Origin of the sequence: Serratia sp. MMO-28, from assembly GCF_037199905.1 — a bacterium.
GTDB classification, from domain to species: domain Bacteria; phylum Pseudomonadota; class Gammaproteobacteria; order Enterobacterales; family Enterobacteriaceae; genus Chania; species Chania oryzae.
Map to the genome: position 1 here is coordinate 136,208 of NZ_JBBCVB010000008.1, position 14,684 is coordinate 150,891.

14 protein-coding genes and 1 pseudogene are annotated in these 14,684 nt (G+C 48.4%); 10 read left to right on the top strand and 5 right to left on the bottom strand.

What is annotated here, in order from left to right:
- The first annotated feature begins 39 nt into the window (after positions 1-39).
- From cutC to WG891_RS09445, 9 genes are all read left to right on the top strand, one after another.
- The gene (cutC, locus tag WG891_RS09405) at positions 40-3,459 is read left to right on the top strand and encodes a choline trimethylamine-lyase (RefSeq protein ID WP_337262550.1); all 3,420 of its coding nucleotides are present in this window, start codon (positions 40-42) and stop codon (positions 3,457-3,459) included.
- A 67-nt stretch (positions 3,460-3,526) separates the two neighbouring features.
- On the top strand, positions 3,527-4,477 hold the full coding sequence (cutD, locus tag WG891_RS09410) for a choline TMA-lyase-activating enzyme (protein WP_337262551.1): 951 nt from the start codon (positions 3,527-3,529) through the stop codon (positions 4,475-4,477).
- Positions 4,478-4,487: 10 nt separating this feature from the next.
- Positions 4,488-4,889, top strand: coding sequence for a BMC domain-containing protein (locus tag WG891_RS09415; RefSeq protein WP_337262552.1), 402 nt, complete (start codon positions 4,488-4,490; stop codon positions 4,887-4,889).
- 28 nt (positions 4,890-4,917) lie between these two features.
- Positions 4,918-5,553, top strand: a complete 636-nt coding sequence (gene pduL / locus WG891_RS09420; protein ID WP_337262553.1) for a phosphate propanoyltransferase — start codon at positions 4,918-4,920, stop codon at positions 5,551-5,553.
- A gap of 9 nt (positions 5,554-5,562) precedes the next feature.
- A complete protein-coding gene (locus tag WG891_RS09425) occupies positions 5,563-6,243 on the top strand; it encodes a hypothetical protein (RefSeq protein ID WP_337262554.1) in 681 nt (226 codons plus the stop codon).
- Between the two features lie 52 nt (positions 6,244-6,295).
- Entirely contained in the window at positions 6,296-6,652 is a 357-nt protein-coding gene (locus tag WG891_RS09430; protein WP_337262555.1) for a DMT family transporter, read from the top strand.
- A gap of 11 nt (positions 6,653-6,663) precedes the next feature.
- A complete protein-coding gene (locus tag WG891_RS09435) occupies positions 6,664-6,993 on the top strand; it encodes a DMT family transporter (protein ID WP_337262556.1) in 330 nt (109 codons plus the stop codon).
- A 319-nt stretch (positions 6,994-7,312) separates the two neighbouring features.
- The gene (locus WG891_RS09440) at positions 7,313-7,939 is read left to right on the top strand and encodes a DNA-binding protein (RefSeq protein WP_337262557.1); all 627 of its coding nucleotides are present in this window, start codon (positions 7,313-7,315) and stop codon (positions 7,937-7,939) included.
- A gap of 1,047 nt (positions 7,940-8,986) precedes the next feature.
- Positions 8,987-9,730 carry a helix-turn-helix transcriptional regulator gene (locus tag WG891_RS09445; RefSeq protein ID WP_337262558.1) on the top strand — a complete coding sequence of 248 codons (744 nt, stop codon included), beginning with the start codon at positions 8,987-8,989 and terminating at the stop codon, positions 9,728-9,730.
- On the opposite strand, the gene WG891_RS09450 is transcribed toward WG891_RS09445, so the two are convergent.
- The 5 genes and pseudogenes from WG891_RS09450 to WG891_RS09470 all read right to left on the bottom strand — a co-directional run bounded on the left by WG891_RS09450 (position 9,647) and on the right by WG891_RS09470 (position 12,664).
- On the bottom strand, positions 9,647-10,351 hold the full coding sequence (locus tag WG891_RS09450) for an acyl-homoserine-lactone synthase (protein WP_337262559.1): 705 nt from the start codon (positions 10,349-10,351) through the stop codon (positions 9,647-9,649). The genes WG891_RS09445 and WG891_RS09450 overlap by 84 nt on opposite strands.
- 325 nt (positions 10,352-10,676) lie before the next feature.
- Complete coding sequence (locus tag WG891_RS09455; RefSeq protein WP_337262560.1) at positions 10,677-10,835, bottom strand: hypothetical protein; 159 nt, start codon at positions 10,833-10,835, stop codon at positions 10,677-10,679.
- A gap of 138 nt (positions 10,836-10,973) precedes the next feature.
- Entirely contained in the window at positions 10,974-11,342 is a 369-nt protein-coding gene (locus WG891_RS09460; RefSeq protein ID WP_337262561.1) for a hypothetical protein, read from the bottom strand.
- A 138-nt stretch (positions 11,343-11,480) separates the two neighbouring features.
- The gene (locus tag WG891_RS09465; protein ID WP_337262589.1) at positions 11,481-11,786 is read right to left on the bottom strand and encodes a hypothetical protein; all 306 of its coding nucleotides are present in this window, start codon (positions 11,784-11,786) and stop codon (positions 11,481-11,483) included.
- Positions 11,787-11,867: 81 nt separating this feature from the next.
- Positions 11,868-12,664 (bottom strand): annotated as a pseudogene (locus WG891_RS09470) (DUF4942 domain-containing protein).
- Positions 12,665-13,012: 348 nt separating this feature from the next.
- Here WG891_RS09470 and WG891_RS09475 point away from each other — a divergent pair.
- Positions 13,013-14,668, top strand: a complete 1,656-nt coding sequence (locus tag WG891_RS09475; RefSeq protein WP_337262562.1) for a ShlB/FhaC/HecB family hemolysin secretion/activation protein — start codon at positions 13,013-13,015, stop codon at positions 14,666-14,668.
- Positions 14,669-14,684: the final 16 nt, after the last annotated feature.

Genomic DNA, 14,684 nt, shown 5'->3' on the forward strand with positions numbered 1-14,684 from the left:
GTTGCGTGAAAGCCGAAGGATATCAGGAGAGATTTGAACATGGCTCACTATTCACTAACGCCACGCGTAAAACTGCTGGCAGAAAGATTTTTATCCCAAAGCAGCACCATTAGCACCGAGCGTGCCACCATTCTGGCGACGTTGGGGAACGATGTGTCCGGTATGCCGCAGCAGGTGAAAAACGCCAAGCTGTTCAATGAGCTGGTCAAGCAGCTGCCCAGCTATATCGGCCCCGATGAGCTGATTATCGGCTGCCAGTCCTCCACCCCGCGTGCCGCCATATTCCACAGCGAGAACGAACTGCGCAGCCCTTCCGCCTTCACACCACTGGGCCAGACTTCACCCGATTATCTGGCGGTGATCACCAAGGGTCTGTTCGCTATTGAAGCCGAAATGGAAGATCGTGCCAGAAGCATTGGCAGCGCGGTCAGCCGTGCTGCGCTGGATGAAGTCAACCAATGCCGCGCCATGATTTACGCCTGTAACGCGGTCATGCATCTGGCACAGAAACTGGCCAGCAAAGCAGAAAATATGGCGGCGATGGAGAACCACCCTTACCGCAAGGCAGAACTGCAGGACGCGGCGGTCATCCTGAAAAAGATCCCCGCCTACGGGGCAAGCAATTTTAGAGAGGCGTGCCAATCATTCTATTTCTTCCAACTGGCGTTGCACCTGGAAAATGGTAGTTACGCAGTCTGCCCTGGGGGTTTTGACAAGCTGTTGTATCCCTTCTACCAGCAAGATGTCACCCGTGGCGTACTCACGCCGGAACAGGCTTACGAGCTCGTAGAATGCCTGTGGTTGAAGCTGTGTGAACTCTCGGAAGTCCGCGCCCCACGCGAACTGGACGGCTACCCGATGTTTGATGCCATGTTGCACGGCGTCAGCATCGACGATCCGGCTATCGTGACCAACGAGCTATCCACTATGTTGCTGGCGGCACGCAAAAACCTGGCAGCAATCAACAGCAACCTCCAGGTGAAACTGTTTACCGGGCTGGCTGCCAACCGCCAGCAATACCTTGCGCCATCAGCCTCTTTTATAACCGCTACGCCACAGGATGTTGCTACGGGTAAACTGATGGAAGGGCTCACGCCACGTCTGCAACGGCTACGTAACAATTACCTTGAGGCTCGCCCAAGCGTGTCTATCTACCGGGCCATCACCTTTACCGAAGTCGCCAAAAACAATCCAGGCTTGCCGACCATTCTGTTACGGGCCAAATCTTTCCGGGCTGCCTGCGAGAGCGCGCCAATCCTGATCCAGCAAGATGAGTTGATCGTCGGCCATCCGTGCGGTAAGCCGCGTGCAGGCGCCTTCTCCCCGGATATCGCCTGGCGTTGGGTTCAGGACGAATTGGATACCATGGGCACGCGTCCGCAGGATCCCTTCATCATTTCTGAAGCCGATAAGAAAGTGATCCGTGAAGAAATCGTCCCGTTCTGGCAAGGCCGCTCACTTGATGAGATCTGTGAGGCACAATATCGTGAAGCGGGTATCTGGGCATTTAGCGGCGAAACCTTCGTCAGCGATCTCTCCTATCACCAGATCAACGGCGGTGGTGATACCTGCCCTGGTTACGACGTCCTGCTGTTTACTAAAGGGATGAACGGTATCAAGGCCGATGCTCAGTTGCACCTCGATACGTTGAGCATGGAAAACCCAGAAGATATCGACAAAATTTACTTCTACAAAGCGGCAATAGAAACCTGTGAAGGGGTAATGGCCTACGCCAGAAGGATCGCAGAGAAAGCCCGTGAGCTCGCCGCCATAGAGCAGGATCAGGCACGCCGCGCCGAGCTGCTTACCATTGCTGAAACCAACGAAAACGTCCCGGCTAATCCGCCGAAAACCTTACAGGAAGCGCTGCAAAGTATCTGGACGGTGGAATCGTTGTTTGAAGTGGAAGAAAACCAGACTGGGCTTTCGCTGGGCCGCGTTGACCAATACTGCTACCCAATGTATCGGGCCGATATCGACTCTGGCCGTCTGACTCAGGAACAGGCATTGGAACTGCTGCAGGCCTTTATTATCAAGTGCGCCGAATTGATGTGGATGTCCAGCGAGCTTGGCGCCAAATACTTCGCCGGTTATCAGCCCTTTATCAACCTGACTATCGGTGGACAGAAACGCAGCGGCGGCGATGCCTGTAACGATCTGACCTACCTGATTATGGATGCGGTGCGCTTTGTCAAAGTCTATCAGCCTTCGCTGGCCTGCCGTATCCATAACCAATCACCACAGAAATACATGGAAAAAATCGTTGATGTGGTGAAAGCAGGTATGGGCTTCCCGGCCTGCCACTTTGATGACTCACACATCAAGATGATGCTGCGCAAGGGCTTTGATTTTGAAGATGCGCGCGACTACTGCCTGATGGGCTGTGTGGAACCGCAAAAATCTGGCCGCATCTATCAGTGGACCTCTACGGGTTACACCCAATGGCCTATCGCCATCGAGTTCGTCCTGAACCGGGGCCGTATGGTGCTGTTTGACAGCTATCAGGGGCTGGATACCGGCGAATTACACACGCTGAAAACCTATGAGGATTTCGACAACGCGGTGAAGGCGCAGGTGGCACATATCGTCAGATTATCCGCCATTGGCACGGTGATCAGCCAGCGTGTACACCGCGATGTGGCGCCAAAACCGCTGATGTCTCTGTTAGTGGAAGGCTGTATGGAACAGGGTAAAGATGTCTCCGCCGGGGGCGCGGTCATCAACCATGGCCCTGGGTTGATCTTCTCGGGTCTGGCGACCTATGTCGACTCCATGGCGGCGATCCGCAAGCTGGTGTATCAGGATGGTAAATATACCCTTGAGCAGATCCGCGATGCCCTGCTGGCCAACTTCGAGGGCTTTGAACAGCTGCGCCGCGACTGTCTGAACGCACCGAAGTACGGCAATGATGACGATCGCGTGGATCAATACGCCCTGGATATCACCGAGTGGACCGAACGCGAATGCCGTAAGTACAAGATGCTCTATTCCACCCTGAGCCACGGCACTCTGTCGATCTCCAATAACACGCCGATCGGCGAATTGACCGCCGCCACACCGAATGGTCGTCTGGCGTGGATGCCGCTTTCCGACGGTATCAGCCCGACCCAAGGCGCGGACAAACAGGGGCCAACCGCCATCATCAAGTCCGTCAGTAAAATGAACGTGGAAACCATGAACATCGGCATGGTGCACAACTTCAAGTTCCTCAAAGGGTTGCTTGATACTCCGGAAGGCAAAAACGGGCTGATCACCCTGCTGCGAACCGCCTCCATTCTGGGCAATGGCCAGATGCAGTTCAGCTATGTGGATAACGAAGTGCTGAAAAAAGCGCAGCTCGAACCGGAAAAATACCGAGACCTGATTGTTCGCGTCGCCGGCTATAGCGCTTATTTCGTGGAGTTATGCAAAGAGGTTCAGGATGAAATCATCAGCCGCACGGTAATTGAGAAGTTCTGATCCTGACTGGGGTAATACAGGGATGTTTACCGCAATAAGAAAGGCGTTATAAAGAGGAAAGAATAATATGGATAACATGCTGGAGAAAAAGGGACGGATATTCAATATCCAGAAATACTCGATCTATGATGGAGACGGTATTCGCACCCTGATTTTTTTCAAAGGTTGTAATATCCGCTGCGCCTGGTGTGCAAATCCCGAAGGGATAAGCAGCAATTTTCAGGTCATGTTTTCACGCGATAAGTGTGTCGACTGCGGCCAATGTGTCGATGTTTGCCCAGTAGGTATTCATTCGTTGATCAACGATGCTCAAGGCAACCCCCAGCACCTGGTCGACCGTAACATAGACTGCATCGGCTGCCGCAAGTGCGAGGAAACCTGCATTTCCGGGGCATTGGACATCATGGGAAAAGACGTTACCGTGCGGGAACTGATGGACATTATCCTGCAGGACGTTGATTTCTATTATGCCTCCGGCGGTGGTGTCACCCTTGGCGGTGGCGAACTGAGCATGCAAACGGATTTTGCTGCCGCCCTGCTGAGCGAATGCAAGAAAATGATGATTAATACTGCCATTGAAACTAACGGCACGACCCCCGTAGCCAACTATGAAAAACTGGCCAAATGTACCGATATGTTCCTGTTTGATATTAAACATATCGACAGTGCGCGACATAAAGAATTATTTGGCATCGGTAACGAGGGCGTAAAGAGGAACCTGGAACGCTTGGTCGAGCTTGGCGCTAATATTGTGGTGCGCATGCCGCTGGTACGTGGATATAACGACTCTTACGATGCCATTAACGGCGCGATTAATTATGTCATCCAGTTGGCCCAGCGCGGAAATATTAGCCGTATCGATATTTTGCCTTATCACCAGTTGGGAAAAAGTAAATACGACAAGCTCGATATGATCTATCCAGTAAAAAATGATCCTAGCTATAGCGATCAAGAACTGGATCAACTGGCGGCTTTTTTCCAGCGCTTTGATTTCGATATCAGACTGGTAAGGCACTAAGGAGATTGAGATGAATTTAAGCCTAGGCGTAATTGAAACCTTTGGCCTGACCGCCGCGATCCACGCGGCTGATGCAGCCTGTAAATCTGCCGCAGTGACGGTATTAGGATACAAGAAAATAGGCTCTGGTCTGGTTTCTGTGTTTTTTGCCGGGGAGATCAGTGCGGTGAAGACCGCCATCGACAGCGGCGTGGCCGTCATCAAGCAGCCTGCGTTTATCAAAGGCAAACTGGTGATTGCCCGGCCAGAAAAACAGGTGGTGACGCTCTTAACCGGTTTGAAAGGCAAAAACCTGACGCCACCTCCGGTAGAGCGAGCGAAAGCGGTTGCCCCTGCTCCCCCTGCGGCAGTTAAGGAACCGCCGGTGGCAGAGAGTAAACCACCACGTACCGGCAAGAAAGATCATCAATAGCCTCTGAATATTTGTGTGGAATAGCCATATGTATAAAGAATCATTACTGGAAAGGGTACGCCACAACCTGGCCGAAACCAGCAGAATACCCGACAGAGTTGCTATCCCGGTGGGGGTATCTAATCGCCATGTCCATCTTTCGCAACAGGATATCGAGGCATTATTTGGTTCGGGCTACCAGTTGACCCCATTGAAAGCGCTATGCCAACCCGGGCAATTTGCTGCTAAAGAGTGCGTGACGATCGTTGGCCCAAAAGGCTCGCTCTCGAAAGTGCGGGTGTTGGGGCCAGCGCGTGAGGGCTCTCAATTGGAAATCTCCAAAGCAGACTGTTTTGCTCTGGGATTAAAAGCGCCCGTACGCGAATCCGGCAATCTGATCGCCTCCGGTGATGCCATGCTGGTCGGCCCGGCGGGCTATGTCTATTTGCAATCACAAGTGATTTGCGCGCAACGTCATATTCATATGAACCTGCAGGATGCAGCCAGGCTGGGCGTAAAGAATGGGCAGACAGTGAGAGTACAGGCTAACGGGCTTCGCGGTTTGATCTTCGATCAGGTGATCGTCCGGGTTAAAGCAAGTTTTGCGCTTGAACTGCACATTGATACCGATGAAGCCAATGCGGCAGGGCTTTCTTCCGGTGACAACGTGGTTATCGTTCCCTGAGGCGGTCTTATGATGCAGCAAGAAATCATCGACAGGTTAGTGAATGAAGTGCTTCTGCGGATGCGCCCACGGGCGTTGGTGCTGCTGACCGCCGCCGATGGCTACAAAGAGATTATTCAAGCGCGCTTGCAGCAATGCCAGACGTTATCACCGGTTATTCTTTTTGCAGGCCATGCCCATGAATTTCACACTGAGGAGGAATGGTGCCAGATTGGGCCAATCGTTCGCTGGCAGGAAATCCAAAAAACTGGGGCACTGGATAATATTGATAAAGTATTAATTCCTTTTCTCGATTTCGCCACAGTGGCAGAGGTGGCTAATGGGTTGTTATTTTCTGAATGTGCTCAGCTTATTCATCTGGCGCACAGCAGCGGCAAACCAATAATGGCGCTTGATTATAACTTTAACCCGGCAAGTGAACTTAATCAGTTGAAAGGGCTACACCATGGGCAAGAAAACAACTCAGCGGGGCTGGCAGCCAGAGGGATCCAGATAAGTACGCTGGATCAGATGTTAGCGGTTACGACTAAAACATCTCCAACCCGCGTAGAAACGGCGTTGTCTTATATTACGCTCAGCGAACTTAAACGCCGTAACGGCCATTATCCAGCAGGCGCGAAATTGACCGATCTCGCGTTAGAATATAGTCGAGATAAAAATAAATCGGGGGAAAAACCTTTATCTCCCTAAGTAAAAATTTTAACGTAAATTAAGCACATGGAATACTACAGGAGCATACTCTATGTCATCTAAGGCAAAAGCATGGCTATGGATGTTATTAGTCATATTATCTGAAACCTCGGCCACATCCACATTAAAAATGTTTGATAACAGTGAAGGAACCACCAAGACGCTATTGTTAGGTTTAATCGTTGTATTATACTGCATCTGTTATTATTCATTATCTAATGCAGTCAAGTATATTCCCGTAGGTTTGGCCTATGCCACCTGGTCGGGCACCGGGATATTAATGGTATCTACTTTAGGAATGGTATTTTACGGTCAGCATCCTGATGTTCCGGCTATTATCGGCATGGTAATCATTGCCAGCGGCATCGTGATCATGAACCTTTTTTCAAAAATGGGATCTTCCGAGTAAGGGTGTGAATTATGTTTAATATTGGCTTTCTGTGGTTAGCATTGTCTATCGGTTCAGAAATTACCGGTACGTCGATGATCAAAAAAACCAACAACTTCAAAAAACTCGGGCCTTCACTGCTGGTGATCGGTGCTTACTGCCTGTGCTATTTCGCTCTGACCCGGGCAATGGGGTATGTGCCTGTGGGGGTTGCTTATTCGCTGTGGTGTGGTTTTGGCATTGTTGGCGTCACCTTTGTTTCCATGTTGCTCTACAAACAGAAACCGGACCTGCCCGCCATATTCTCCATGGCGCTGATTATCGGCGGTGGGGTCATTATGAACACCTTCTCGCAGATGTAGGTTCACACGCAACGACAGATTAGCAACCGTTCGGCGCATAGAACAAGCCCCATGGATGGGTTCACGACTCACCCTCCCACCGGCCTGAAGCGTAAAGTGATTCAATTTAAGCGTGGCACTTTAGGTGGGAGTTTCTTCTTTCTGAAAATGGAAGTAACGATGCTGGCTGTTTTACAAGCTATCCCTGTCATTGTGGCATTACCGACTACGGATTGATGCTCTTGAATGACCATCGGGCGTGACCTTCTTTAACAGAACAGCTTCCTTTGCGCATAACCCGTTGATAAAGTCGTCGATGGGCAGGCGAAGGGAAAACAGCATGGTCGAACGTATTGATTACCAGATTGAAAAATATAGCTTTGCGGAAGTTAATGAAACACAGCGTATTACTCAGCAATGGGCTGAAGTCAGCGCAGAATGCCGCCAGGTGCAAGCGGGGAGTGCCGAACGTCTGCGTATCGCCTTGCTGAATGTGGATTACGTCACTAGCTTTGAGATGCCTTTTCGTTTGCTGCTGGTGCGTGCCCCACAGCTGATTGCCGGGCTGCGTGATGAACTGCCACTCAGTCAGAAAAACGTAATGTTTAACGGCAAACGTTTTGGTTGTGTCTACAGCGTGAAATCTGATTTAAATCAGGTGCCAGAAGAGTTTCACTACCGTCTGTCAACCCGTATTCGCCGGGAAAGACATTCCGGCGATACCGCTGCGCCTTACCGGGAAATTGCCAAGGAAGTAAAAATGCCGCGCGAGCGGCTTAAGCGAGCGTTGGAAAACGGACTGGCGGTGACGGCATTGGATGGTCTGTTCTGGTTCGGTATGCAGCGAATCGCAGCAGATGTGGCGGTACTCAGAAAAAAGGGGATGCGTATTGCAACCTCAGAGGTGCAGGTTTGGGACAGCCTCACCGCAACCCTGCGCCAGGTACCAGTATACCGCAGCGTCTGATGACGATGAGGTGATGAGATCACCTCTATTCAGGTGACTAAATTCAGTATTCCACTTCAATCTGAATCGTCACTGGATAAAATTCAAGTGGCCCTACCAAATTTTTTAACCGGCATAATTGCTGGGCTGAGCCACTTCTCTGCACACAGGCAGGTCATAGGTTCCAGAGAAATGGAGATTATTAGGAATGTTCGTAGTAATGTTGTGGTAGGAACATGCGGCGACACCAGACGGAGGATATAAAGATAGCCAGCAAAAAGCCCGCGGTGACTGAAAGGCTACACTGCATGAGCAAATTTATTAAGCATGTCAAGCGCAGAGGGTGGATGCGTTTTACCAAAAAAGTATAGTGCAAGACTGTACTTTAGTCTATCTATCATTCAGTAATAAAACACTTTATTGTTTATGCATAAAAAATAAAGTGTTTTGAATGCAAAAAGAAACTGATCCTACTTATAGGATCAGATGCCAAATTGGCCAACACCAGGGAAATTTTCACCATTATTGCGAATAGCCAATAATCTGTTAATTTTTGTCTTACTCCACCATAACGAGTAAGAAAGTATTTTCGTTCCCATCATTTTTAATCAATCTATACCCGTCATACTCCAAGCTGCATGTGCGTTGGTTTTCCTCGCTCACCCCAGTCACTGACTTGAGTAAGCTCCTGGGGATTCTCTGCGTCGCCACCTTCCTGCAACTCAAATTATTTAGGTATATCTTCTTGTTATTTAAAACATAGATCAAAGATGATATTGACTGAACGGATAGATGTGATGTACCTGCAACGAAGCAAAAGCTTACTCTTCAATCAATTGATTTTATTGATCTTTTACTAATCAAAATATCTGCACACTCAATATTCACCCTCTCAGAATTTTGGGCTCATACATTCTGGGATTGGGAAGTTAAGTGTCATTGCCTCATTGCCATATCATATTATAGAGCCCCCTGAAAATGACTCATATTTGCCAGATAATCATTCTACAGCATGTCGCTTATGCTATACTCTTGCCAGTATAATGATTTTTTAAAGGGGATATCTGGGTGTCTAACGCATTTTTTAACAATTCAACGATCAATGCATCCATTAAAAATTATTTGGAGAAAAATCTAAAGGCATTTAATAATATTAAATATGCCTATGCGATAATGAACAAGAAAAATCCAACTGATTTTGCCATCATCTCCAATAGAACAGAATGGTTTGAGTTTTACACTAAAAACAATTACCAATTCATAGACCCCGTTCTTATTACCGCATCGTACCGTGTTACCCCCTTCCCCTGGGATGAGAATATCCTGATCAGCTCAGGATTAAAAATGCCAAAAATCTTTGATATGGCCAAAAACTATAACGTCATTAATGGATATACCTTTGTGCTGCATGACCATAATCATAACCTGGTTGTTCTGTCTATGATAATGGATAACTCTTGCGATGATGATATAGAGACGTTAATAGTAAACAAGAAAAATGATCTCCAGATGTTATTATTAACAACACATGAGAAATTAATAGCGCTATACCAAGAATTTAATAACACAAATCATTTTGAAAGAACAAACCCAAAAGAGTTATTCTCCAAACGTGAAAATGAGATACTTTACTGGGCAAGCATGGGAAAATCCTATCAAGAGATCACCCTTATCCTAGGGATAAAACTCACCACAGTAAAATACCATGTGGGTAACGCCATTAAGAAATTAGGTGTTACCAATGCCAAACATGCCATAAGACTCGGGGTCGAATTGAAGCTCATTAGACCGGTTTTCTCTAATGCTGAATGATAATGGCCAAACATTTAACTTTCCATTCAGAAAAGTGGACTTTTTGTTGATGCGTTTTATTAATATATGCTGATTTTTTTCATCCACAGGCATATGGATCAGGTAAATATTCTGACGTTTCTCTGAAAGCCCCTTTTCAACAACAGAGACTTGCCATCCCGAACGTTGGAAGATAATCAACATCGGATGACTGACAATTGCATAAATGCCCTGATAACATAGGCTTTTAGCATAATTAAGCATAGATAAAAAAAGGATTAAACTGATAGGATATTCTTGTAGATGAAGCGCCTTTATTCGTTCTTTATCAATAAATAGACGACTAGCCTCAATGTAGTTTCCTTTTGGTAAACTTAATTCTTTAAAGTAAGGTCTAAAGGTATCTATTATCATATTAGGAAACCTTGTTTCTATAAACCGCAAACTGCAAACTATATCATCCTTATAAACACCGAAAATATAAGTGGTATTCTTATTATCATAGACGTCAAATTCCATATTATTTTCACAACTCACTCTCCAGTTGAGACGGTCTTTAAACGTTTTTTTTCTAAGATAAAATAACTCGTTAGATCTTTGCTTTGACAATGAATCATAATTTAAATCAAAAAATTCTATCATTATAAAACTCTCATAATAAAATACAATTTATCGTGTTGTTATATAACCTGGCAAGTAATTATATCAAAACAAAAATAGCAAGTAAATTAAAAACCAATAACGCATACCCTATTAATCACCCATACTCACATGAGGAGTTTATAAAATCATTTATACATTAGGCAGAACCTCACCTTCATTATCAGCATGTTAAAGTCCCCATTCAATAAAATAGGAGTAACTAATATTTAACAGAGTTAGTTTATATAAAAACAACACACTCAACCGCTCCATTTATGTTGAATGGTTTACGGCAGGAAAATGTAAACGTTCTTATAGAATGACATCAATAGAACACAGCACGCAGCAAGGCTTCCCGGAAACAAGCATAAGCCTCTTCCCACCAACCACGAGAAAGATCATAGTTAGCAGTCAGTTCGTCGATCTTCTCTGCCATTTCAATAGGAACATGAGCAGCAATGACGCGTGTGGGTGATTGTGCCATGAGTATCTCCTTGTGATTAAAATAAAATCATATTCAATCAAACGTGGGGAGGCAACGCTAAGAACGGGAAATTATTACCAATTCAGCCCCCTGTTTTCCTATTGACCCGTACCTTGTAGATAAACTTGCCAATCCGCACTATGGAAAGGGAATATGCAGGTGGCATAGCTCGCGCCCAAGCAACTTATGGTTCTGGCAACCTGCCATTCTGCATTTTTCTGCATCGAAACCACCATGTGCAAGTATGCAAAGATATTGTTTGGCAGCCCTGATCTCTGCATCTGAAGGCGACTGCGCGATGTTGTCAGCCTTCAATGCGAATTCTGGATAAGGTGTTTGCTCTGGCGAACACTCTATGTACCAAGGTTGTTCACATTCAGTACAGCGATACATTGACTCTGAATATTCAAGCGGAGGCTCGAAATATTCACTCTCTGGCGTTTCAAAGTAGTGACGATGAAGCAAGGCCCCCAGAAAATGGAAGCCTCGATATTCGATTTCAGCCACACAAGTTGGAAGTTCTCTGCAATTACACATGAGCCTGTATTACGTTTAGCCACACAACGAGGGAAACTGTTGCACGAGTGAAAATATCTGTTAGCCGAACTAAAACCGGCTCCAGCCCAGATTGATACCTGAGGGTATTTATAGTTCCAGAATCTCTTGAACCCAATCACTCCAACACTCACTGTTAAGCGGAGATTCAACAGTGCCTGGACGAGATGCAAACCACCATGCCTTCACCTCTTCATATTCAGAGACCGTAAGTGTAAATGGACGCCAACGGTCCATCCTGCCATCTTGGTCACAGGGATCACTACCAGCGATGAGGAATTCGTTCAAGAAAGGTAAGGGGGGAAAATAGCCGCAATCATCAATGATACCAAAGATGCCGTAGAGCACCTTGGTGTTTTCATCTAAAACTCGTTTGGCATTATTAATGCTATCCATAGAAATTGATTCATCCAATGCTGGTATTGTCATTTAATTGAACTCTATCAAATACACGTTCAGCCCCCCTTACCTGAGCCATCATCGGGCGGGGAGCGCCTGTGGATAATGTTTGGCGATGATATCGTTCATCTTGTCCATCAACGCAAGTTTCTTAAATGTCAGGTGTGCTGAACCCTTCATGAAGTATTCTATCGAAAAATACTCATCTTGATACACCTTCGCCATCTGCGGATTGACACGGATATGCTCATACATCCGAGTAGTGATATCACCTCGATTATCAGACAGTGGTTTACCATCTAATAAATACAGCATGTGTTCCAGATCGGCCAGTTGATCACACCGATAACTATGGTTCAGCGAAAATTCCCATTGGTTATAACTCACCAGATTGGTCACGATGATCTTTTTGCCAAAGCGGCAGGGGCTGTTGGTTTTGTAGTGCCAGGCTAGCGATTTGAAGACGTTGATCACTCCCCCGCTCAAAGAACTCTCCTTTATCACGGTGCAACTGCTCGAATGTGCTGTAGATGCTTTCTTCGCTGATAGAGGGCAAATCTTTGCTTTCCAGATTTCTGTACCACTGGTCACGCGCCTGTGCATCCATCACACTCAGCATGCCGGGGTTTCATCAGATCTTGCCATATGTCGCGATCAAGATTGCGAGTGATCACCGGCATGGCCGTTTCTGCTTTCTCCATCAGCCAGCAACCGCTGCGGAAGTCTTGTCGCATGGCCCAGTCTCTTGCTATTCCTCCACCGATGCTGTTGGTGATGGCCGAGATATCTTCAAGCTGGTGGATAATGGCTTCAATCTGCGCCAGCGCGGCATTACGCACGGTGCCAATTCGTTCAATGCTGGTTGAGCAAATGATTTCGGTGTGGTCAGTCTATACGTCGAGTTCAATGACGATATTCAATGTAGTTAGCATCGCCGAGTTCCTCAGAAACAAAATGCCCGCGTCATCGCAGGCAGGGTTAAAGGCTGGCAAGTGTGAGTGCTTACCCTGTAGGTAGATCACATCTCTTGATTGAAATAACGGCATAAACAGCTTAAATCAGTTGTCATGTATTTCGTTTAATAAAACGGCGAATCAAAGCCTACCTGCTTGCTTTTCATTCTGTGCAACCAGATAATCCCCTACATAAATTAATACATTTCTTTACATTGACACATTCAGGGATCATAAATGCTGGGATGCAGGGCGCGCCCGTTGCGGTGCATGACATTAATAGCGACAGTGGCATTGGCGGCTGGAGTACTCCCGGTTACCGCCGCTTTCCTCAGCCCCGCCGATCGCGACACCATACAGCAGCAACAGCGTGATCTGCTGCAGCAAAACCAGCAACAGCGCCAGCAACTGCAACGCAGCATTTCCCCTACGCGCCCGCAGGCCCCGCCCGTTGCGGCTGAGGGGGGCCCCTGTTTCACCATCAATACCATCCGTCTTGAGGGGGCCACTCACCTGCCTGCCAGCGCACAACAAACGCTCACGCAGCCTTATCTCCAGCGCTGCCTGAATCTGGCGCAGATCCAGACCCTGGTGCAACAGGTCTCCGACTGGTATATCGCTCGCGGTTATATCACCAGCCGCGCATTCCTCACTGAGCAGGATCTGTCCAGCGGGGAGCTGAAGCTTCTCGTTCTTGAAGGCCAACTGGAGAAGATCCAGTTGGATAAGCATGATGACCGGATGCTGAAGATGGCGTTCCCCGGCCTGGTAGGCACTATCCTCAATTTGCGTGATATCGAACAGGGCATGGAGCAGATCAACCGCCTGCGCCAACAGCCGGTACAGATTGAAATCCTGCCCGGCAGCAAGCCGGGCTATTCGGTGGTGAACCTGACCGCCACGCCGGAATTCCCGGTGATGCTGGGGTTGGGGTTCGATAACAGCGGGCAGAAAAGCACCGGCACCGGGCAGATCAACGGTTCGCTGACCGGCAACAACCTGCTGGGGTTGGCGGATCAGTGGTTTGTCTCCGGCGCGCGCAGCAGCGATTTCGCCAACGATCACAACGCCCGCAGCGTGCAGGCCGGTGTCAGCCTGCCTTACGGCTACTGGCTGGCGGATTACAACTATTCCTACAGCGATTACCTCTCGACCATCGACAATCAGGGTTTCGATTGGCGCTCCAGCGGTGACAGCCAGACGCACCGTTTCAACCTGTCACGCGTCGTGTTCCGCAACAGTGAGATAAAAACCGGCCTGGCGCTGGGCCTGACGCACCGTATCAACCGCAACTACCTCAACGACGCCCGGCTGGAGAGCAGCAGCCGCAAGCTCACCAGCGTGTCGCTGGGCGTGGCGCACAGCCAGAAGCTGTGGGGCGGATTTGCCACCTTCAACCCGACCTACAGCCGTGGTGTGCCGTGGCTGGGGGCGGAAGACGACAGTGGTAAAAGCCACGATGCGCCGAGAGCGGAGTTCAACAAAACCTCGTTTTCCAGCAGCTATTACCTGCCACTGGCGCAGAACTGGACCTATCTCACCAGCGTCTACGGTCAGTGGTCACCAGATCGCTTGTACGGCAGCGAACGCCTGACCCTTGGCGGCGAAAGCTCGGTGCGGGGTTACAAGGAGCAATATCTGTCTGGGGATAACGGCGGTTACTGGCGTAATGAGGTCAACTGGTCGCCATTCAGCCTGCCGTACCTCGGCACAATCACCCTGTTGGGTGCGGTAGACGGCGGTTACCTGCGCCACGACTCTCAGGATACTTACGCCTCCGGCACGTTGTGGGGCGGCGCGGTGGGGCTCGGCAGCCGCAACCGCTATGTCGGCAGCCAGTTGACCGTCGGTTGGCCGCTGTCGCACCCGAGTTGGCTGGAGCCGGACCGGGTTTCTGTCTATTACCGCATCAATATTGTTCTTTAATATCCAGGGAAAGGTT